This window comes from Delftia sp. WSY_22 (assembly GCF_043104185.1).
Taxonomy (GTDB): Bacteria; Pseudomonadota; Gammaproteobacteria; order Burkholderiales; family Burkholderiaceae_C; genus Comamonas; species Comamonas tsuruhatensis.
Genome location: NZ_JBICKN010000007.1, coordinates 192189 through 211950, shown reverse-complemented (window position 1 = coordinate 211950; position 19762 = coordinate 192189). Strand labels below are relative to the sequence as shown.

General features: G+C 69.3%; 17 protein-coding genes and 1 pseudogene. 12 read left to right on the top strand and 6 right to left on the bottom strand.

The window, feature by feature from the left end:
- Complete coding sequence (locus ACF8NF_RS06035) at positions 1-912, bottom strand: LysR substrate-binding domain-containing protein (protein ID WP_392450258.1); 912 nt, start codon at positions 910-912, stop codon at positions 1-3.
- A gap of 99 nt (positions 913-1011) precedes the next feature.
- Between ACF8NF_RS06035 and ACF8NF_RS06030 the strand changes: the two genes are divergently transcribed.
- Positions 1012-1818 carry an aminotransferase class IV family protein gene (locus tag ACF8NF_RS06030; RefSeq protein ID WP_392450257.1) on the top strand — a complete coding sequence of 269 codons (807 nt, stop codon included), beginning with the start codon at positions 1012-1014 and terminating at the stop codon, positions 1816-1818.
- Between the two features lie 62 nt (positions 1819-1880).
- Here ACF8NF_RS06030 and trxA read toward each other — a convergent pair whose 3' ends face one another.
- The gene (gene trxA, locus ACF8NF_RS06025) at positions 1881-2837 is read right to left on the bottom strand and encodes a thioredoxin (protein ID WP_016449132.1); all 957 of its coding nucleotides are present in this window, start codon (positions 2835-2837) and stop codon (positions 1881-1883) included.
- 334 nt (positions 2838-3171) lie between these two features.
- On the opposite strand from trxA, the pseudogene ACF8NF_RS06020 reads away from it, so the two are divergent.
- The 6 genes and pseudogenes from ACF8NF_RS06020 to ACF8NF_RS05995 all read left to right on the top strand — a co-directional run.
- Positions 3172-4092 (top strand): annotated as a pseudogene (locus ACF8NF_RS06020) (ABC transporter ATP-binding protein); the annotation flags it as partial.
- On the top strand, positions 4089-5477 hold the full coding sequence (locus tag ACF8NF_RS06015; RefSeq protein ID WP_310036598.1) for a hypothetical protein: 1389 nt from the start codon (positions 4089-4091) through the stop codon (positions 5475-5477). The pseudogene ACF8NF_RS06020 and the gene ACF8NF_RS06015, both read left to right, overlap by 4 nt.
- A gap of 83 nt (positions 5478-5560) precedes the next feature.
- Complete coding sequence (gene purE, locus ACF8NF_RS06010; protein WP_016449129.1) at positions 5561-6058, top strand: 5-(carboxyamino)imidazole ribonucleotide mutase; 498 nt, start codon at positions 5561-5563, stop codon at positions 6056-6058.
- Positions 6055-7221: a 5-(carboxyamino)imidazole ribonucleotide synthase gene (locus ACF8NF_RS06005; RefSeq protein WP_047326339.1), complete on the top strand. Its 1167-nt coding sequence runs from the start codon at positions 6055-6057 to the stop codon at positions 7219-7221. The genes purE and ACF8NF_RS06005 overlap by 4 nt, the downstream gene beginning before the upstream one ends.
- Positions 7222-7232: 11 nt before the next feature.
- Positions 7233-8231, top strand: a complete 999-nt coding sequence (locus ACF8NF_RS06000; RefSeq protein ID WP_392450256.1) for an L-threonylcarbamoyladenylate synthase — start codon at positions 7233-7235, stop codon at positions 8229-8231.
- Between the two features lie 213 nt (positions 8232-8444).
- Positions 8445-9134 carry an NYN domain-containing protein gene (locus tag ACF8NF_RS05995; RefSeq protein ID WP_227468504.1) on the top strand — a complete coding sequence of 230 codons (690 nt, stop codon included), beginning with the start codon at positions 8445-8447 and terminating at the stop codon, positions 9132-9134.
- A 36-nt stretch (positions 9135-9170) separates the two neighbouring features.
- Here ACF8NF_RS05995 and ACF8NF_RS05990 read toward each other — a convergent pair whose 3' ends face one another.
- Positions 9171-10070 (bottom strand): MurR/RpiR family transcriptional regulator, encoded by a 900-nt coding sequence (locus ACF8NF_RS05990; protein ID WP_392450255.1) that lies wholly within the window; start codon positions 10068-10070, stop codon positions 9171-9173.
- 100 nt (positions 10071-10170) lie between these two features.
- Between ACF8NF_RS05990 and iolC the strand changes: the two genes are divergently transcribed.
- The 4 genes from iolC to ACF8NF_RS05970 are packed head-to-tail and all read left to right on the top strand — an operon-like array spanning position 10171 to position 15035.
- Complete coding sequence (gene iolC / locus ACF8NF_RS05985; protein WP_392450253.1) at positions 10171-12144, top strand: 5-dehydro-2-deoxygluconokinase; 1974 nt, start codon at positions 10171-10173, stop codon at positions 12142-12144.
- The gene (iolB, locus tag ACF8NF_RS05980; RefSeq protein WP_017404006.1) at positions 12141-12944 is read left to right on the top strand and encodes a 5-deoxy-glucuronate isomerase; all 804 of its coding nucleotides are present in this window, start codon (positions 12141-12143) and stop codon (positions 12942-12944) included. Before iolC ends, iolB begins: the two co-directional genes overlap by 4 nt.
- 44 nt (positions 12945-12988) lie before the next feature.
- Entirely contained in the window at positions 12989-14008 is a 1020-nt protein-coding gene (locus ACF8NF_RS05975) for a Bug family tripartite tricarboxylate transporter substrate binding protein (RefSeq protein WP_392450252.1), read from the top strand.
- 46 nt (positions 14009-14054) lie between these two features.
- Positions 14055-15035, top strand: a complete 981-nt coding sequence (locus ACF8NF_RS05970; RefSeq protein ID WP_043789138.1) for a tripartite tricarboxylate transporter substrate binding protein — start codon at positions 14055-14057, stop codon at positions 15033-15035.
- 10 nt (positions 15036-15045) lie between these two features.
- Here ACF8NF_RS05970 and ACF8NF_RS05965 read toward each other — a convergent pair whose 3' ends face one another.
- Positions 15046-15996: a LysR family transcriptional regulator gene (locus tag ACF8NF_RS05965; protein WP_016449120.1), complete on the bottom strand. Its 951-nt coding sequence runs from the start codon at positions 15994-15996 to the stop codon at positions 15046-15048.
- An 82-nt stretch (positions 15997-16078) separates the two neighbouring features.
- Between ACF8NF_RS05965 and ACF8NF_RS05960 the strand changes: the two genes are divergently transcribed.
- Positions 16079-17617, top strand: coding sequence for a CoA-acylating methylmalonate-semialdehyde dehydrogenase (locus ACF8NF_RS05960; RefSeq protein ID WP_016449119.1), 1539 nt, complete (start codon positions 16079-16081; stop codon positions 17615-17617).
- A gap of 64 nt (positions 17618-17681) precedes the next feature.
- On the opposite strand, the gene ACF8NF_RS05955 is transcribed toward ACF8NF_RS05960, so the two are convergent.
- Positions 17682-18353 carry an OmpW family protein gene (locus ACF8NF_RS05955; protein ID WP_016449118.1) on the bottom strand — a complete coding sequence of 224 codons (672 nt, stop codon included), beginning with the start codon at positions 18351-18353 and terminating at the stop codon, positions 17682-17684.
- Between the two features lie 31 nt (positions 18354-18384).
- Positions 18385-19518, bottom strand: coding sequence for an SGNH/GDSL hydrolase family protein (locus tag ACF8NF_RS05950; RefSeq protein ID WP_392450251.1), 1134 nt, complete (start codon positions 19516-19518; stop codon positions 18385-18387).
- Positions 19519-19762 lie beyond the last annotated feature (244 nt).

The window sequence follows — 19762 nt, the reverse complement described above, 5'->3', positions numbered from 1 at the left end:
CTACAGCCCGGCCTCCTGCAGCACCCACGCACGCAGCGCCTCGATGGCCGGCTGGCCCTGGCTGCGCCGGGGGTAGAGCAGGTGGTAGGCATAGGCCGGGCCCAGGCCCACGGCGATGTCGAACAGGCGCACCAGGCGGCCGCGGGCCAGGTCTTCGGCCACCAGGTCCTGCTCGACCAGGCCCACGGCGCCGCCGTCCAGCACGGCCTGCACGACATGGCTGGAGTCGGTGAATGCGATGCAGCGGCCTGCGTCCAGGCCCTCCACGCCGGCCGCCGCCATCCACATCGGCCAGTTCGGCCAGACCTGGCCGTCCACCATGCAGTCCACGTGGCACAGCGTGTGGCCCAGCAGGTCGGCGGGGCTGGCCAGCGGCGGGCCGGACTGCAGCAGGGCCGGGCTGCAGACGGGGATGACCCTGGCGTCGAACAGGCGCACCGCCAGGGTGTGCGGATCACGGCCGGTGCCGAAGCGGATGCCGGCATCAATGTCATCGGCGTCGAAGTCGCGCACCTCGTCGCTGATGTCAAAGCTCAGTTCGATCTGCGGATGCGCGGCGCGAAAGCGCGGCAGCCGGGGCAGCAGCCACTGCGTGGCAAAGCGCGCGCCCAGCGACAGGCGCAGCCGCGTCTCGCCCCGGGCCAGTTGGCGCGCCCGGCCGGTGGCGCGCCGCAGCAGGCCCAGCGCCTCGGCCGTGGCCTCCAGCAGCACGCTGCCTGCGGGCGTGAGCTGCATGCTGCGGCTGTTGCGCGTGAAGAGGGCGAGGCCCAGCTGCTCCTCCATCTCCTTGATCTGGTGGCTGACCGCCGCCGGGGTCAGTCCCAGTTCGTTGGCCGCACGCGTGAAGTTCAAGTGGCGCCCTGCGGCCTCGAAGCTGCGCAGGGCGCGTGTGCCCGGTGGAAGCTGGCGCATGGATCTTCAAATCTTTCTTGATGGAGCATCGAATACTACTTGCTTCCTCTTTTAGAACCGCCATCGAACAATCAAGAAAACTTGTTGATGGATGAATCCATGGAAACTGCCTCTTTCTTCACCAGCCTCGTCGATGGACAGCCCGCGACGGCGGCCGAACTCGCCGCCCTGGCCTTTGCCGGCCATGCCCATTTCACGGCCATGCAGGTGCGCGGCGGCCGGCTGCGCGGGCTGGACCTGCATCTGCAGCGCCTGCGCCAGGCCTCGCTGGAGCTGTACGGCCAGGCCTTGCCCGATGACCATGTCCAGGCGCAGCTGCGGGCGGCGCTTGCCGACGGCCCGCAGGATGTGTCGCTGACCGCCACGGTGTACTCGCCTGCCGGGGAATTCACGGCCGCCGATGCGCGGCCGCGCATGCTGGTGCGGACCTCGGCACCCGCCTCGGGCCCTGCCGGGCCCTTGAGCCTGGCGCTGTTCGAGCATGAACGCATGCTGCCCCACCTCAAGCATGTGGGCGAGGTGGCGAAGACGCATCTGCTGCGTCGCGCCGTAGCCCAGGGCTTTGACGATGCCGCCTTTGCCGATCGCCACGGCCGTATTGGCGAGGCCACCATCTGGAACCTGGCCTTCTGGGATGGAGATGCCGTGGTCTGGCCGCGCGCCCAGGTGCTGCCGGGCACGACCGAGTCCATGCTGCGCCGCCAGCTGCAGCGCATGGGCGTGGCGCAGCGCGAGGCCGTGCTGACCCTGGCCGACCTGCCATCCCTGGCCGGCGCCGTGGTGATGAATTCGTGGTCCCCCGGCATTGCGGTCAGGCGCCTGGCGGACGTGCATCTGCCGGATGCGCCCGGCTTCGTGCAGTTGCTGCACCGCGCGCATGCGGCCGAGGAGCCGGTTGCACCCTGAGCCCTCGCCATGAAAAAAGGGAGCCGCAAGGCTCCCGTCTCTTCACCGGCGCGCGGCCGGACTCAGTTCAGCGCCATGCTGAGCTTGCGGCGGTAGCCGTTGACCAGCTGCGTGGCCTCGTCCTGCTCGGCCGCGCCCTTGCCCAGCAGCTCGATGCCGCCGCTGCTCTTGCCGGGGATGGCGTCCTGCTTCTTGGGCTTCGGGGGTGTGAGCAGCTCCAGGATGCCCACATAGAGCTTGCGCGCGGCCTGGCCGTTCCATTCCTTGTCGCGCATGATGATTTCCAGCAGCTCGTCCATGCTGGCTGCCCACTGGCCTTCGGCGGCCAGGGCCTGGGCCTTGCCGAAGCGGGTGTCGAAGTCGCGCTTGTTCTGTGCGATGACGGCATCGAACTGGGCAAACTCCCAGTTGCCGCGATCGTCGTTGTGCACGAAGAGCATGCACTGCAGCCATTGGTTGAGCGCCTCGAAGCGCGTGGGCTGGGGAATGCGCTTGAGCGGCTCGGTCAGCAGGGCGCCGGCCTCTTCGTAGCCGCCCGTGGCGATCAGCAGGCGCACGTAGTCGAAGCGCGCATCGTCGTTGGCCGGGTCGGCGGCCAGCGCATCGGCCAGCTTTTGCAGGGCGGCCTGCGTGTCGCCGGCTTCCAGCAGCTGGTGGGCCTCGTCGGCTTCGGCCTCGGCCGCCAGCTCGCCTTCGGAGGGCAGGTGCTTGTCCAGGAACTCGCGCAGCTTGCCTTCGGGCTGGGCGCCCATGAAGCCGTCCACGGGCCGGCCGCCCATCATCAGGATGCAGGTCGGGATGGAGCGGATGCCGAACATGCCGGCCAGCTGCTGCTCCTGGTCGGAATCGATCTTGACCAGCTTGAAGCGGCCTTCGTAGGCCACTTCCAGCTTTTCCAGGATGGGGCCCAGCGTCTTGCACGGGCCGCACCAGGGCGCCCAGAAGTCGACGAGCACCGGCACCTGCATGGAGGCGGCGACGACTTCGGCTTCGAAATTCTCAATGGTGACATCAATCATGTGATCAGACCCTGTGGCAAGGCGCGCGGCCAGGGCGCGCGAACTGTGGCGGTTCGGAGTTCGGCGGCCGGATGCCTCCGATGCGGACCGTGTGATTCTCCAGCAATTCCATGGCGTGGGCGCCATGGACGGCAACCACCCCAGTTGGGAGCCGGCTGCGTGCATTTCAAGCCGCCCGGCCGGGGACGAGGCGCGGCAGCGCTGGGCTATATTGGCGCGCTGAGCCGCCATTGCGGCCTGCCATCAACACAATGAGGGAGGGCTCGCCTTGATCAAGGTTTCGCAGCTGGTGTTCGAGTACCCGGGCCACCGCGCGCTGGACGGCGTCAGCGTCCATATCGCCGCAGGCACCGTCACGGCCCTGGTGGGGCCCAACGGCGCCGGAAAATCCACGCTGATGCGCTGCATCGCCGGGCTGGACCAGCCGCTGTCGGGCCAGGTAGAGGTGCATGGCATTGCCGTGCAGGAGCAGCCCCGCGAAGTGCACCGGCACCTGGGCTATCTGTCGGATTTCTTCGGCCTCTATGACCGCCTGAGCGTGCGGCGCTGCCTGCAGTACGCAGCCCTGTCCATGGGCGTGCCCCCGTCCGAGGCGCCGCAGCGCGTGGCGCACGTGGCCGGGCAGCTGGGCCTGGCCGATCTGCTGGAGCGCCTGCCCACCGAGCTGTCTCGCGGCCAGCGCCAGCGCGTGGCCATCGGCCAGGCCATCGTCCACCAGCCGCGCGTGCTGCTGCTGGACGAGCCGGCCAGCGGCCTGGACCCCGAGGCACGCGCCAGCCTGTCCAGGCTGATGCGTGCGCTGCAGGCCCAGGGCATGACCCTGATCGTCTCCAGCCACATCCTCAGCGAACTGGACGAGTACTGCACCCACATCCTGAGCCTGCGCGACGGCCGCGTGGAAAGCCACGAGGCCCTGCACGGCGGCATCAAGGCACCTGCCGCCGGCGGCGATGCGCCGCTGGCACTGTACGCACTGGAGCTGGCACCGCCACCGGGTGCCTCGGCCGGGTCGCTGGCACGGCAGCTGCACCTGGTCCTTCCCGACACCCCTGTGCCGCCGCCCGATGACCAGGGCCTGGTGCATCTGCAGCTGTGGCTGCCCACCCTGCCGCGCGAGCGCGCCGATCTGCTGGCCCGCCTGGTCGGTACCGGCCTGCCCGTGGCCAGCCTGGCCCCGATGCGCGAGCGCCTGCAGGACCGCTATGCGCGCGGCCTGCAGAACGCAGCAACCCCCACCCCTGCGGAACAGCCATGACGCACAACCCCGAATTCCAGCGCCAGCTCTGGCTCAACTGGCGGCCGTCCCAGCTGGGCTGGAGCCTGCTGCTCACCGCCTTGCTGCTGGCCACGCCAATGGCCCTGGTCCAGCCCGACCGCCGCCTGCACACGCTGCTGATCGCCGCCCTGGTCGGCATGTGGATCGCCGCGGCCGGCCTGGGCAGCGTGCTGGCCGGACGCGGCCTCAACGAGGAAGCGCACCAGCACACCTGGGACTGGCAGCGCCTGTCAGCCCTCACGCCCTGGCAAATGGCCTGGGGCAAGCTGCTGGGCGCCCCGCTGGCGGCCTGGCTGTACATGCTGTGGTGCGCGCTGGCCGTGCTGGTCACCTCGGCGGGCCAGCCGGGCGGGCTGGCCTGGGGCGTGCACGCCGTGCTGCAGGCCGCGCTGTGGGGCCTGGCCCTGCAGGCCTGGAGCATGCACTCCGTGCTCATGGGCTGGGGGCCGAAGGAGCAACCCGCGCGCCGCATCCGCTTCGTGCTGGTGCCGCTGCTGTTCGTGATGGTGCTGCCCGGCCCCATCCTGGGCCGGTTGACCGAGCAGCTGGGCCGCGAGGAAGGCCGCCCTGTGCTGTGGTGGTCCTTACCGCTGCACGGGCGCGGCGCCATCTACCTGTTCGGCGCCATCGCGCTGGGGCTGGGCCTGCTGGCCCTGTGGCGGCTGCTGTGCACGCGGCTGGATGTGCGCACCCTGCCCTGGGCCTGGCCGCTGGGCCTGTGCGTGGCGGGCCTGGCCTTTGGCGGCATGCACCTCGATGCAATGCAGTTGCAGGGCCCCGGCCCGGCCTCCTTCTTCGCATGGACCACGGGGCTGGCGCTGGCGGGCACGGCCTATGTCTGCCTGCACGGCATGGACGAAGGCCTGCGCAGCTGGCGCCAGGTGCAATGGTGCGTGTTGCAGGGGCGCTGGCGTGGCGCGCTTGAGGCCCTGCCGCTGTGGCCCGTGAGCTGGCTGCTGGCCGTGCTGGCCTGTGCGCTGTGGCTGCTGTGGCCCGCAGGCGGCCAGCCCATCCTGCCCGGTACAGCCCAGTTGGCGGCACTGGCAACGGCGCAGTTGCTGCGTGATGCCGCGCTGGCCACGGGCTTTTCCCTGCTGGCCGGGCGCATCAAGTCGCCGCTGGCCGCGTTCGCCGTCACCTGGCTGCTGGTCAACATCGTGCTGCCGCTGCTGGCCTTTGGCCTTGCCGGGGCCGATGCCGCCATGCTGGCCCAGCCGCTGGCAGCCGGCCTGACCAAGCCCGTCACCAGCGGCATGTGGCTGTCGCTGGCCGTGCAGGTGGCGGTGGCCCTGGCCTGGCTGGCCCATGTGTTTCGCCAGCGTGTGCTGGGTTTTGCGCGCGAGCAGCACACGGCTGTGCGGTGATTTGCAGGGGGATGCGGGCCGATCCGGACTAAAAAAGTAAAATCGCGGGTTCCACTAGGCCGGGCCGCAGGCGCCCTCACGACATGAACTCCATCCAGATCGGTGTGGTCATGGGCTCCAGCAGCGACTGGGAGACCATGCAGCACGCAGTTGCCATTCTTCAGCAATTTGGCATCGCCCATGAAGCCCAGGTCGTCTCGGCCCACCGCATGCCCGACGACATGTTCGCCTATGCCGAGGCCGCCGCAGGCCGGGGCCTGAAGGCCATCATCGCGGGCGCCGGCGGCGCCGCCCACCTGCCCGGCATGATCGCCGCCAAGACCGTGGTGCCCGTGCTCGGCGTGCCGGTGGCCAGCCGCCACCTGCAGGGCGTGGACTCGCTGCACTCCATCGTGCAGATGCCCAAGGGCGTGCCCGTGGCCACCTTTGCCATCGGCGCGGCCGGCGCGGCCAATGCGGCCCTGTTCGCCGTGGCCCTGCTGGCCAATGAGGACCCGGCCCTGCGGGCGAAGCTCGAAGCCTTCCGCGCCGAGCAGACCGCCGCCGCGCGTGCCATGACGCTTCCCTCGGTGGCCGCATGAGCGCCGCTGAAGTGATCCTGCCCGGCGCCACCCTGGGCGTTCTGGGCGGCGGCCAGCTCGGCCGCATGTTCGTGCAGTCGGCCCAGGCCATGGGCTATTTCACGGCCGTGCTCGACGCCGACCCGACCAGCCCCGCGGGCCTGGTCAGCCACCACCACATACGCACCGGCTACGAGGACCCGCAGGGCCTGGCCGAGCTGGCGCGCCTGTCGGCCGCCGTCACCACCGAATTCGAGAACGTGCCCGCCGCGGCGCTGAACCTGCTGGCCGCCCAGCGGCCGGTCTCGCCGGCCGGCTCCTCCGTGGCCATTGCCCAGGACCGCGCCCAGGAGAAGGCCCACTTCGTGCGCTGCGGCGTGCCCTGCGCGCCCTACGCGGTGATCGAGACGCCGGCCCAGCTGGCCGCCGTGCACGCCAGCCTGCTGCCCGGCATCCTCAAGACCGCGCGCATGGGCTACGACGGCAAGGGCCAGGTGCGCGTGAAGAACGCCGCCGAGCTGGCCACCGCCTGGGAGCAACTGGGCCGCGTGGCCTGCGTGCTGGAAAAAATGCTGCCGCTGGCCCATGAATGCTCGGTCATCGTGGCGCGCGGCCGTGATGGCTCCATGGTCAACCTGCCCGTGCAGCGCAACCTGCACCGCGAGGGCATCCTCTCCGTCACCGAGGTCTACGAAGGCAACCTGCCCCAGGCCCAGGTCGAGCAGGCGCTGGCCGCCGCACGTTCCGTGGCCGACGGCCTGGACTACGTGGGCGTGCTCTGCGTCGAATTCTTCGTGCTGCAGGACGGCATGCTCGTGGTCAACGAGATCGCGCCGCGCCCGCACAACAGCGGCCACTACAGCCAGAACGCCTGCGATGTCTCGCAGTTCGAGCTGCAGGTGCGCTGCATGACCGGCCTGCCGCTGACGCAGCCGCGCCAGCACAGCCCGTCCATCATGCTGAACCTGCTGGGCGACCTGTGGTTCAAGGACGGCGAACAGGCCAAGGCGCCGGCCTGGGACCAGGTCCTGGCCCTGCCCGGCTGCCACCTGCACCTGTACGGCAAGCACGACGCCAAGCGCGGCCGCAAGATGGGCCACCTGAACGTCACCGGCCCCACGCCCGAGGCCGTGCGCTCCACCGCCCTGCAGGCCGCTGCCATCCTGGGTATAGAGCCGTTCTGAAGGCCCGCGCGATGATTCTTGATGGAACGCTGGCGGCCTCTGTCCAGGCCGCCGCACAGGCGCTGCAGCGCGGCGAACTGCTGGGCCTGCCCACGGAAACCGTCTACGGCCTCGCGGCCGACGCCGACAACGACGCGGCCGTCGCGCAGATCTTCACCGCCAAAGGCAGGCCGCCCAACCATCCGCTCATCGTGCATGTGGCCGACAGCGGCGCCATCACGCGCTATGCGCGTGAAGTGCCGCTGTTCGCTCAGCAGCTGATCGACGCCTTCTGGCCCGGCCCGCTGACCCTCATCCTGCCGCGCCTGCCCCAGGCCGCCCGGGCCTCGACCGGAGGCCAGGACAGCGTGGGCCTGCGCTGCCCCTCCCACCCCGTCGCCCATGCCGTGCTGGCCGCCTGCCAGCAGTTGCAGCCGCCCGTCTGGGGTGTGTCGGCGCCCAGCGCCAACAAGTTCGGCCGCGTCAGCCCCACCACGGCGGCCCATGTGGCCGGCGAGTTCGGCGACGCGCTGCTGGTGCTGGACGGCGGCGCCTGCGAAGTGGGGATTGAATCGACCATCGTGGACTGCACGCGCGGCGTGCCCGTGCTGCTGCGCCCCGGCGCCATCACGCGCGACGACATCGAGCGCGCCTGCGGCCAGCGCCCCCTGTCCAAGGACGAGCTGCTGGAGAACACGCCACGCGCCTCCGGCACGCTGCTGGCCCACTACGCGCCCAACGCCAAGGTCCGGCTCATGGATGCAAGGCAGCTGCAGGCCGGGCTGGACGTGCTGGGCGCCGACGCCCGGAACCTGGCCGTCTACCACCGCGCACCGCTGCGCACCGCCTCGCGCGCCGTCACGCTGCGCGCCATGCCCGCCGACGCCGCCGCCACCGCGCGCGAGCTGTTCGGCGCCCTGCGCGACTTCGACGAGATCGGCGCCCAGCTAATCTGGATCGAGACCCCGCCCGACACGCCGGACTGGGAAGGCGTGCGCGACCGGCTGCTGCGCGCGGCGGCTGCGGGGTAGAAGAGGTCCCCCCGGGACTGCAGTGCCGCATGGGGCTCAACCCGCGCGCCTGTCCAACGGCGTGCGGCGCAGGAACAGGCGCAGTTCCAGGCCTTTGAATGGCAGGAGTTGCTAGAATCGCGCTACACAATCCCTTCGCGGTGTCATTCAGTTGGCTCAGGCTTAGGGCGAAAAGGCCACCGCAAGGTGGTCTTTTCATTGGTGGCTTGGACATTGACCAGAACAACCATCTACATCGACGGCTACAACCTCTACTACTCGCGGCTCAAGGGCACGCCGTACAAGTGGCTGGACATTGCTGCGCTGTTTCGTGATCGCATCCTGCTGCCGCAAGACCCTGGCGCAGAGGTTGTCGCCATCAAGTACTTCACGGCCCCCGTCAAAGCCTCGTACGCCCGGCATGGCGAGGCATCGGTCCAGGCACAGACCCAGTACCTTCGCGCCCTGCGGGCACGAGACCCTGGCCTGATCCAGATCGTCAACGGCTTCCACGTCTTCGAACCCACATCCCTGCCGAGCTACCAAGCGGGCGCCAACCCGAGCAAGAACAACGTGTCGCGCGTCTGGATGATCGAAGAAAAGCAGACCGACGTGAACCTTGCGCTGCACGCCTACCGTGATGCAGTACGTGGCGAATGCGACCAGTTGGTGATCTGCTCCAACGACAGTGACGTGGAACCCGCACTGCGCATGCTGCGCGAGGACGTGCCCGCCGCCAGGCTGGGGCTGGTCATGCCATTGCGCGACAGGACCGCAGCAGACGGCAAAGTGCCCAACAAGCGCTTGACGGCGTTGGCGCACTGGGTTCGCCATCACATCAGGGACGACGAGCTGGCGCAATCGCAGTTGCCGCTGAACGTGCAGACGCGGAAAAAACCAGCCGGCAAGCCTGCGCATTGGTGAACCCCCACAAAGCGGCGCTGGGCGGAACGCTGCCGCCTAGGACCTCTTCCCCGAAGGCTCGTACGCCAGCTCCATCCGGTAGGCCAGCGCCAGGAACAGCGACTGCGCCAGGGTCAGCGTGCTGGTCAGGGAGCGAAAGCCGAAGGTGGCTGCGTCCTGGGCCAGCAGGGTGACGGTGGCGCGGGATGCCAGGGGGCTGAGCTGGCTGTCGGTCAGCGCCAGCAGGCGCGCGCCGCGTGCCAGGGCCGCGTCCACCACCTCCAGCGTTTCGGGCGCATAGGGCTCGAAGGAGACGGCCAGCATCACGTCGCCGGGCGACAGCGCGCGCAGCTCGCCCTTTTGCATGGCGCCCAGGCCGTGCAGCCAGTGCACGGGCTTTTCGGTGTGCTGCAGCGCATAGGCCAGGTAGGCGCCCACGGGGAAGGCCCGGCGCGAGGCGGCCAGCCACAGCGAGGGGGCATCCAGCATGAGGTCCACCGCCGCCTCGAACTGCTCGGGCGGCAGGCCGCGCTGCAGGGCCTGCAGGCTTTCGATGCTGCCTTCGATGACCTCGTGCGCCAGGCGCGCGCTGCTGCGTGGCTCGTTGCCCGAGGCGATCAGGCCCCGGATGCGGTCCTGGTAGTCATGCTGGGCCGAGAGCTGGCGCGCCGCATCGGCGCGGAACAGCGCCTGCAGTTCCGAGTACCCCGAGAACCCGAAATGCTTGGCAAAGCGCACCACGGCAGAAGGCTGCACACCGCACTGTTCGGCCGTGGCCTGGATGCCGTCGAAGGCAAGGCGATCGCCCTGCATCTCCACATGCCGGCCGATGGCCTTGAGCTGGCGGCTCAGGGCCTCGAAGCCTTCGCGCAGCACGGTGAGGAAGGCGGCGCGGTCGGCGTAGGGGCCGGCCAGCGAGGGGGCGCCTGCATCGCCAAGGGTTTTTCTATTTTTCATATATATGGAAAACTTTTTCTATTTCGATCTATGATCGCATGCACGCAACGATTATGGACAGGCCCGCACGCGGGTGTCCGCAACGCACAGGCCTATGACGATGAGCATGCTGAACTTTCCCTCCGACCGTCCGCTGGACGTGGCCTGCCTGGGCCGTCTGGCCGTGGACCTGTACGCGCAGCAGACAGGCTGCAGCCTGGAGGAGGCCAGCAGCTTTGCCAAGTACCTGGGCGGCTCCTCCGGCAACATGGCTTTCGGCACGGCGCGCCTGGGGCTGCGCTCGGCCATGATTTCGCGCGTGGGCAATGAGCACAACGGCCGCTTCCTGGTCGAGACGCTGCAGCGCGAGGGCTGCGACACCAGCCAGGTGCAGGTCGATGCCCGGCGCCTGACCGGCATGGTGCTGCTGGGCATCAAGGACCAGGAGACCTTCCCCCTGCTGTTCGCCCGCGAGGACTGCGCCGACATGGCGCTGGACGCCGCAGCCATCAGCGAGGAATTCCTGGCCCGCTGCCGCTGCCTGGCCATCACGGGCACCCACCTGAGCGCGCCCGGCGTGCTGGCCGCCAGCCGCAGGGCGCTGGAGATCGCGGGCCGCCACGGACTGGTGCGCGTGCTGGACATCGACTACCGGCCCGTGCTGTGGGGCCTGGCCGGACGGGGCGACGGCGAGACACGCTATGTCGCCAGCGCCGAGGTCAGCCGCAGGCTGCAGGCCGAGCTGGGCCCGTTCGAACTCATCATCGGCACCGAAGAGGAATGGCTGATCGCCGGCGGCGTGGAGGGTGACCTGATCGCCAGCCTGCGCCGCGTGCGCGAATGCAGCCGCGCCGTCTTCGTGGTCAAGCGCGGGCCGCTGGGCTGCTCGCTGATCGAAGGCGCGGTGCCCGATGCCATCGACCAGGCGCCCACGGTGCCGGGCGAACGCGTGGAAGTGCTCAATGTGCTGGGCGCGGGCGATGCCTTTGCCTCCGGCCTTCTGTCGGGGCTGCTGCGCGGCAAGAGCCTGGCCGAATCTGCGGCGATTGCCAACGCCTGCGGCGCCATCGTGGTCTCGCGCCATGGCTGCGCGCCGGCCATGCCCACGCAGGCCGAGCTGGCGCACTGGTTCTCGGGCCACCGCCATCCGCGTCCCGACCAGGACCCCGAGCTGTCCCACCTGCACCGCGTCAGCCGCGCGCGGCCGCAGTGGCCCGCGCTGTGCGTGCTGGCCTATGACCACCGCAGCCAGTTCGACGATCTGGCGCGCGAGGCCGGCGCAGCGCCCGCGCGGCTGCGCCCGCTCAAGCGGCTGATCAACGAGGTGGTCGCCCAGGTCGAGCGCGATCCGGGCAACGCGGGCCGCATGGGCGTGCTGATCGACGGCCGGCACGACCTGGGCGAGGCCGCGCTGCACGACGCCACGGGACGCGGCTGGTGGATAGGCCGGCCCATCGAGCTGCCGGGCTCGCGCCCGCTGCGCTTTGACGGCACGGACTCGCTGGCCTCCGAACTGCTGCACTGGCCGCAAAGCCATACCGTCAAATGCCTGATTTTCTACCACCCCGACGACACGCCCGCACTGCGCGCCGAGCAGGATGCCTGGCTGCAGCAGGTCTGGACCGCCACGCGCGCCAGCGGCCATGAGCTGCTGCTGGAAGTGATCCCGCCAAAGGACACGCTGGCGCCCGACGACCGGGGCGAGGCCGTGCTGCGCGCCATACGCCACTTCTACGACCTCGGCCTCAGGCCCGAATGGTGGAAGGTCGGCACCATGGCGCGCGAGAACTGGGAGGCGCTGGACGCCCTGGTGAACGAACGCGACCCCTGGTGCCGGGGCGCCGTGATCCTGGGGCTGTCCCAGCCCGTGGAGCAACTGGTGCAGGGCTTTGCCCAGGCGCGGGCGCCCGTGGTCAAGGGTTTCATGATCGGCCGCAGCGTCTGGGCCGGACCCGCGCTGCAGTGGCTGCGCAACGAGCTGGACGATGCCGGCCTGCGCGATGCCGTCGCCGCCAACTTCCGTGCCCTGATCGCCGGCTGGGATGCCAGCCGCGTGGAAACCTCCCAGGACATCACCGAAGGAACTGCAGCATGAGCCTGCTCGTCAAGGCCGCGCCCGGCCGCATCGTCACCGACATCACGCCCGCCAGCGCGGGCTGGAAGCACATCCACTTCAAGGCCCTGAGGCTGCAGGCAGGCGAGCAGGAGGAGTTGTCCACGGGACCGCTTGAATACTGCATCACCGTGCTCACCGGCCAGGTGGATGTGCAGGTCGGCAGCCAGGCGTTCAGCGCCCTGGGCAGCCGCGCCAGCGTGTTCGAGGAGAGTGCGCCCACGGCCGTGTACGTGCCGCCCGGCCAAAGCCTGCGCATCACGGCGCGCAGCCCGGCCGACGTTGCCTTGAGCGCCGCACCCGCCACGGGCCGCCATGCCACGCGCGTGATCGCGCCCGAAAGCATGCGCCGCAGCGTGCGCGGCCAGGGCAGCAACACGCGCCATGTCTGCGACATCCTGCCCGAGACCGAGGCGGCCGAGTCCCTGCTGGTGGTCGAGGTCATCACGCCGGCGGGCAACTCGTCCAGCTACCCGCCGCACAAGCACGACAGCGCCGACCCCGCCGCGCCGGACGCCGAGACCGTGCTGGAGGAAACCTACTTCCACCTGCTCAACCCCAGCCAGGGCTTTGCCTTCCAGCGCGTCTACACCGATGACCGCAGCATCGACGAAGCCATGGCCGTGGAGCACCGCGACACCGTGATGGTGCCGCGCGGCTACCACCCCTGCGTGGCCCCGCACGGCTACGACCTCTACTACCTCAACACCATGGCCGGGCCCGAGCGGCGCTGGGCCTTTCGCAACGATCCCGCGCATGAATGGATGCTGCGGCCGCGCTGACGCACGGCGCAACAGATCCCCATAAAAACCACCGGAGACAAAAAATGCTGTTCAACCCAATGGTCCTGCACCGCAAGGCCTGGCTTTCCTGCGCCCTGCTGACGCTGGGCATGGGCACCGCCCAGGCGCAATCCGCCCCAGCCCCCTCCTCCCAGGGTGCGCCAGCCTGGCCCACCCAGCCCGTCAAATGGGTGGTGCCCTATGCACCGGGCGGCACCACCGACGTGATCGCGCGCCAGCTGGCCGTGCAGATGGGCAAGGACCTGGGCCAGCCCGTGGTGGTGGACAACCGTCCCGGCGCGGCCAGCATCATCGGCGCCACGCTGATCGCACGCGCCCCGGCCGATGGCTACACGCTGGGCACGGCCGACTCGGGCACGCTGGCCTTCAACCCCGCCATGTATGCGCGCCTGAGCTATGACGCGGGCAAGGACTTCAGCTACATCGGCGGCCTGGGCCGCATGCCGCTGGTGCTGGCCGTGCATCCGTCCTTCCCTGCGAAGAACGTGCAGGAATTCCTGGCCATGGCGCGCAAGGAGCCGGGCGGCATCTCCTCGGCCTCGTCGGGGCCGGGCTCGCCGCTGCACGTGGCGCTGGAGCTGTTCAAGCAGCGCACGGGCACCCAGATCCTGCACGTGGCCTACAAGGGCTCGGCCCCGGCGCTGCAGGACCTCATGGCCGGCCAGATCCAGTCCATGTTCGTGGACCTGCCGCCCAGCATCTCGGCCATCCGCGCGGGCAAGCTGCGCGTGCTGGCCGTGGCCACGCCCCAGCGCCTGCCCATCCTGCCCGACGTACCCACCATGGCCGAGGCCGGCGTGCCCGGTTTCGAAGCCTATGCCTGGCAGGGCTTCGTCGGCCCCGCCCACCTGAGCCCTGCGCTCACCGAGCGCCTGAACAAGAGCCTGGCCACCGCCCTGCGCCACCCCGAGACGCGTGCCAAGCTCGAAGAGATCGGCATACAGCCCATGGAGATGACGCCGCAGCAGTTCGCAGGCTTCGTGCGTTCGGAACAGGCGCTGTGGAGCGGCGTGATCAAGGCGGCCCAAATCAAAATGGATTGAAGCGCAGCAGCGACAAAAGACACTTAGAACAGATTCCGGAGACAACATGACCACCGCATCCCGCCGCCATTTCATCCGCTCACTCGGCGCCCTGGCCGCAGCGCCCGTCCTGCCCGCCGTGGCACAAGCGCCTGCCGGCGCCTGGCCCCAGCGCCCCATCGAACTCATCGTGCCCTTCGCTGCAGGCGGCGGCACCGACGTGCTGGCACGCGCGCTGGCCGAGGTGGCGCGCAAGCACCTGCCGCAGGACCTGATCGTGCTCAACCGCGCAGGCGCCAGCGGCGCCGTGGGCTGGACCGAGCTGGCCAATGCCCGGCCGGACGGCTACAAGATCGGCATCATCACCGTCGAGCTGACCATGATCCCGCACATGGGGCTGACCAAGATCAGCTCCGACGCCCTGCTGCCCGTGGCCCGCCTGAACGCCGATCCCGCCACCATCGCCGTGCGTGCCGACTCGCCCTATCGCAGCATCGAGGAACTGATCGCCGCCGCGCGCAAGGACGAGGCAGCGGTGCGCATCGGCAACGCCGGCCCGGGCTCGCTGGGCCACCTGGCCGCCGCCGCGCTGCAGGACAAGGCGGGCGTGAAGTTCAACCACGCGCCCTACCGCGGCGCCAACCCTGCCGTGCTCGACCTGCTGGGCGGCCACATCGAGGCCGTGGCCGTCACGCCCGTGGAGGTGGCCACCTATGTGGCGGCCGGCAAGATCCGCCCGCTGGCCATCATGGCCGAGCAGCGCATACAGGCCGGCTGGGAAGCCGTGCCCACGCTCAAGGAGCGCGGCATCGACCTGCTCATCGGCGGCTGGCGCGGCCTGGCCGTGCCCCGCAATACGCCCGACGCCGTGGTCCAGACCCTGCGCAAGGCCATGGCCCAGACCCTCAAGGACCCCGTCCTGCGCGAAACCATGGCCAAGCAGAACATGGGCGAGGGCTACCTGGACCAGCCCGAATTCAAGGCCGTGATCGACCGCGACAACGCGGTGTTCAAGCAGTTGGTGGACAAGCTGGGGATCAAGGCCTGAGGGCTCGCCCTCAGCGGATGAACCCCGCCGCAAACGACTCCCGCAGAAAGTCCACGAACACCGCCACCGCGCGCGGGACATGGCTGGCGTAGGGGCGGATGGCGAACAGCTGTTCGCCGAAGGCGTCGACGGGCCGCCAGCCGGGCAGGACTTCGCTCAGGTGGCCGGAGGCCAGGCCTGATTGCGCGCTGAAGTCCGGAACCAGGGCGATGCCCAGGCCGGCCAGTGCCGCGTCGCGCAGGATTTCGCTGTTGTTGGCGGCAAAGCCGCCGGTCACGGGAACGACGACGCGCACGCCGTCCACGCCGGCGTCGCGGGGAACGAAGCTCCAGGCCGGGGCACCCTGGGTGCGCGGATAGTGCAGGCAGTGGTGCGCGGCCAGGTCCTGCGGCGTGGACGGGGTGCCGTGCGCGGCCAGGTAGTCCGCGCTGGCCACGAGCAGCGAGCGCGTGGGCGCCAGCGCCCAGGCCACATGGGTTTCGGGCGGCGCCGTGACGTGGCGTATGGCCAGATCAAACCCTTCCAGCGCCAGCGAGCGTATCTGGTCCGATAGGTCCAGCTCCAGCCGAATCTGCGGATGGGCACGCAGGAAGGCCGGCAGGCGCGGCATGAGTTGCTGGCGCGAAAAGGCCAGCGGCGCCGTCACGCGCAGCAGGCCGCGCGGTGCGGCAGCCAGGTCGCGCACGCCGGAGAAGCTGTGGGCAATGTGCTCGAAGGCGCCGCGCGTGTCGTCCACCAGGCGCTGGCCCGCTTCGGTCAGGCGCACGCTGCGCGTGGTGCGGGTGACCAGGGCGATGCCGGCCGCGCGCTCCAGCTCTGCCACGCGCTGGCTCATGGCCGCCTTGCTCACGCCCAGGCGCGCGGCGGCCGAGGTGAAGCTGCCCTGCTGCTCCAGCACGACCAGCCAGTGCAGGTGGCTCCACAAGGCCTCGGCCTTGGCATCGGGTTTTTCATTTGCCATGCATGGATTGTTCAGCAAATTGAACAATCAATTCAAGCGCAGCGCCTAGGCAGGCAGAAAGCGCACTTCTAGACTGCCTGGCATGAACACCGCAAACACCTCCTTCGCTTCCATCGTCCACTACGTCAACGGCCAGCGCACGGCAGGTGCCAGCGACCGCGGGCAGGACGTGACCAACCCGGCCACCGGCCAGGTCACGGGCCGCGTGGCCCTGGCCTCGCGCGCCGATGTCGATGCCGCCGTGGCGGCGGCCAAGGCGGCCTTCCCGAAGTGGGCCGATACGCCGCCCATCCGCCGTGCACGCGTGCTGCTGCGCTTCCTGGAGTTGCTCAACCAGCACAAGGACGAGCTGGCCCATGCGATCACGGCCGAGCACGGCAAGGTCTTCACCGATGCGCAGGGCGAAGTCAGCCGCGGCATCGACATCGTGGAATTCGCCTGCGGCATTCCGCAGCTGCTCAAGGGCGATTTCACCGACCAGGTCTCCACCGGCATCGACAACTGGACGCTGCGCCAGCCCCTGGGCGTGGTCACGGGCATCACGCCCTTTAATTTCCCGGTGATGGTGCCGATGTGGATGTTCCCGGTGGCCATTGCGGCGGGCAATACCTTCGTGCTCAAGCCCAGCCCCATCGATCCCACACCGTCGCTTCTGATCGCCGACCTGCTCAAGCAGGCGGGCTTGCCTGACGGCGTGTTCAACGTGGTGCAGGGCGACAAGGAGGCGGTGGACGCGCTGATCGAGCATCCCGACGTGAAGGCGGTGAGCTTCGTGGGCTCCACGCCCATTGCCAACTACATCTACGAGACGGGCGCGCGCCACGGCAAGCGCGTGCAGGCCCTGGGCGGCGCCAAGAACCACATGGTGGTCATGCCCGATGCCGATATCGAGCAGGCCGTGGACGCGCTGATCGGCGCCGGCTACGGCTCGGCCGGCGAGCGCTGCATGGCCATCAGCGTGGCCGTGCTCGTGGGCGACGTGGCCGACCAGCTGCTGCCGCGCCTGATCGAGCGCACCAAGGCGCTGAAGGTGCTGGACGGCGAGGACCTGGCCGCGGAAATGGGCCCCATCGTGACCCGCGCCGCGCACGAGCGCATTAGCGGCTACATCGACCTGGGCGTCAAGGAAGGCGCGCAGCTGCTGGTCGATGGCCGGGGCTTCGACGGCAAGGCGGCCGGCTCCTCCACAGGCACCGACACCTCGGGCGGCTTCTGGCTGGGCGGCACGCTGTTCGACCATGTCACGCCCGACATGCGCATCTACAAGGAAGAGATCTTCGGCCCCGTGCTGGCCGTGGTGCGCGCCAAGGACTTCGCCGAGGCCGTGCAGCTGGTCAACGACCATGAGTTCGGCAACGGCGTGGCCTGCTTCACGCGCGACGGCAATGTGGCGCGCGAGTTCGGCCGCCGCATCGAGGTCGGCATGGTCGGCATCAACGTGCCGATTCCCGTTCCCATGGCCTGGCACGGCTTCGGCGGCTGGAAGCGCAGCCTGTTCGGCGACATGCACGCCTATGGCGAGGAAGGCGTGCGCTTCTATACACGCCAAAAGAGCATCATGCAGCGCTGGCCCGAGAGCACGCCCAAGGGTGCGGAATTCGTGATGCCCACGGCCAAGTAGGCGCAGTCCCCCTCCATGAAAAAACCAGCCCGCGGGCTGGTTTTTCTTTGGGGACTGCGACCTGTCAGAAGCGGTATCCGATGCCGATGGCGTAGACGTTCGGATTGAGCTTGAGCGACACGCTCTGGCCCGAGGACAGGTGCGCCGTGGTCTTCAGGAAGCTCTTGTAGTAGGCCACGTCCAGGAACCAGCGCTCGTTGAAGTTGTAGACGAAGCCGATCTGGGGCGTCAGGCCCCATTTGCTGTCCACCGAGGCCGTGGTCGGGTTGGCCAGCGTGCCGCCGGTCAGGCCGTTGAGGGAGGCCGTGGTGCGCTCGCCGAAGAACTTGGCATAGGTCACGCCCAGGCCCAGGTAGGGGCGGAAGGCGGAGTTGGCCTCGCCGAAGCGGTACTGCGCGAACACGGTGGCGGGCAGCACCTTGGTGCGGCCCAGCTTGCCCGTGCCGGAGATGGCGCCATTGCCCACGAAGTCATGCTTGAACGGCAGGCCCATGGGCACGTCGATGGCCCAGTTGTTGGTGACCATGTAGGTCACGCCGCCCGTGAGCTGGCTGTTGGCCTTCACGTCCACGCGGGTGTCGGGGAAGCTGGGTGTGCTCAGCCAGCCGCTGCTGGTCTGGGGATCGATGCGCGTGGCGCCCAGGCGCACGCTCCAGGTGCCGGCGGACTGGGCGGTGGCGGCCATGCAGGCCGTGGCCATGGCCACGGCGGCGGTGATGCGCAGGAATGTCTTCATGGATGTGTCTCCTCGTGCTGCATGACTGCGATCACAGCCAGCCGGCACGGGCCAGGGTGCGGGAGGCCAGCTGGCTCATCTGCTGATGGCCATAGGGCGTGGGGTGGAAGCTGTCGGCAAAGGCATAGCTCTTCCACCAGTTGGCGCTGGTCTCGCCCACGGGAATGGAGGCGGACAGCGCGGCCTCGGTGCAGGTCGGGAAGCTGTAGGTGGGCAGGCCGTCGGCGCCCACGCCGGTGGCAGGGCAGGCCGCCTTTTTCACGTTGGTGTAGGCGTACTGGGCGGGGTCGGCCATCTGCTGGCGGAACTCGCTGTAGAAATCGATGATGGCCACGCGGCTCTCGCCCGCGAAGCCGGTGGCAACCTGCTGGTTGAAGGCCTTGACCCAGCCGTCGAACACGGTCTCCAGCTGGGCGGCGGCGGCCGAGCCCTGCTGCTGGGCCACCGATTGCAGTACCAGCTGGAAGCGCGGCGTCAGCGTGATGGCCGGCACGTTGAGGATGGCCACGCGCGTGGCGCCCTTGCCCAGCACATTCGCCTGGATGGTGGACACATAGCCCTTGGCCAGGTTCTGCATGTACAGGCCGCCGGCCTGGGCCATGCCGGCCTGGCCCTGCTGCAGCAGCGCACCCAGCGTGGCCGCGTTGATCTTGGTGGACAGCAGCGCCTTGAAGTTGGCGCCCTGGTCCCTGGAAGCGGCCAGGAAGGCGCCGATCACGTCGGCCGCGTCATTGGCGCCGCCGTCGATCACGGCCAGGTCATCGGCCGTGAAGCCAGCCGCGCCGGCCAGCAGGATCTGCTGCGTGATGGAGATGGGCGCCGTGGGCGCGCTGGTGTAGTTGATGCGGCCGCCGCCCACGGCGTAGTTGTTGCACGAGGTGTTGGGCGTGAAGGCCGTGCCGTTGAAGCGCGGGCACAGGGAGATGTTGTACAGGCCCGCCACGCGCTCGGCCCAGACCTGGTTGGAGCCGGCGCCTGTCAGCGTGGCGTTCTGCACGGTGAACTTGTAGCCGAAGGTGCCGCTGTCGGAGAGGCTGTCGCCCATCACCTTGACGGAGGTGATCTTGGCACGGGGGGTGGTGTCGGCGCCGCTGCCGCCACCGCAAGCGGCCAGCAGGCCGGCCGTGGCCAGGGAGGCCGCGAGGATTCGATAACGATTTGCCAAGGTGTGATCTCCGTGAAGTGTTGTGAATAGCACGACCGTGCTTTTTTTTGGTGATTGCCATCGTAGCGACAGTCGCACCTTGGCGACACCGGGCAAGTACCGATAGGAATCGCGGGCCGACCGGGCATTTCGCACGCGGGCGAATAGACGATAAATACCGGTCTGGCGCCCGCAGGCAGGACAAGGCCCTTGCCGGGCAGGAGGCGGAAACACAACGGAAAGGGCCTGCAAAAGCAGGCCCTGG

Bases quoted from the DNA above. Each gene is read 5' to 3' on its own strand.
- ACF8NF_RS06030 (WP_392450257.1), top strand. From the start codon at position 1,012: ATGGAAACTGCCTCTTTCTTCACCAGCCTCGTCGATGGACAGCCCGCG.
- purE (WP_016449129.1), top strand. From the start codon at position 5,561: ATGAACTCCATCCAGATCGGTGTGGTCATGGGCTCCAGCAGCGACTGG.
- ACF8NF_RS06035 (WP_392450258.1), bottom strand. From the start codon at position 912: ATGCGCCAGCTTCCACCGGGCACACGCGCCCTGCGCAGCTTCGAGGCC.
- ACF8NF_RS05975 (WP_392450252.1), top strand. From the start codon at position 12,989: ATGCTGTTCAACCCAATGGTCCTGCACCGCAAGGCCTGGCTTTCCTGC.
- ACF8NF_RS06015 (WP_310036598.1), top strand. From the start codon at position 4,089: ATGACGCACAACCCCGAATTCCAGCGCCAGCTCTGGCTCAACTGGCGG.
- iolB (WP_017404006.1), top strand. From the start codon at position 12,141: ATGAGCCTGCTCGTCAAGGCCGCGCCCGGCCGCATCGTCACCGACATC.
- ACF8NF_RS05990 (WP_392450255.1), bottom strand. From the start codon at position 10,070: ATGAAAAATAGAAAAACCCTTGGCGATGCAGGCGCCCCCTCGCTGGCC.
- ACF8NF_RS05955 (WP_016449118.1), bottom strand. From the start codon at position 18,353: ATGAAGACATTCCTGCGCATCACCGCCGCCGTGGCCATGGCCACGGCC.
- iolC (WP_392450253.1), top strand. From the start codon at position 10,171: ATGAGCATGCTGAACTTTCCCTCCGACCGTCCGCTGGACGTGGCCTGC.
- trxA (WP_016449132.1), bottom strand. From the start codon at position 2,837: ATGATTGATGTCACCATTGAGAATTTCGAAGCCGAAGTCGTCGCCGCC.
- ACF8NF_RS05960 (WP_016449119.1), top strand. From the start codon at position 16,079: ATGAACACCGCAAACACCTCCTTCGCTTCCATCGTCCACTACGTCAAC.
- ACF8NF_RS05970 (WP_043789138.1), top strand. From the start codon at position 14,055: ATGACCACCGCATCCCGCCGCCATTTCATCCGCTCACTCGGCGCCCTG.
- ACF8NF_RS06000 (WP_392450256.1), top strand. From the start codon at position 7,233: ATGATTCTTGATGGAACGCTGGCGGCCTCTGTCCAGGCCGCCGCACAG.
- ACF8NF_RS05965 (WP_016449120.1), bottom strand. From the start codon at position 15,996: ATGGCAAATGAAAAACCCGATGCCAAGGCCGAGGCCTTGTGGAGCCAC.
- ACF8NF_RS06005 (WP_047326339.1), top strand. From the start codon at position 6,055: ATGAGCGCCGCTGAAGTGATCCTGCCCGGCGCCACCCTGGGCGTTCTG.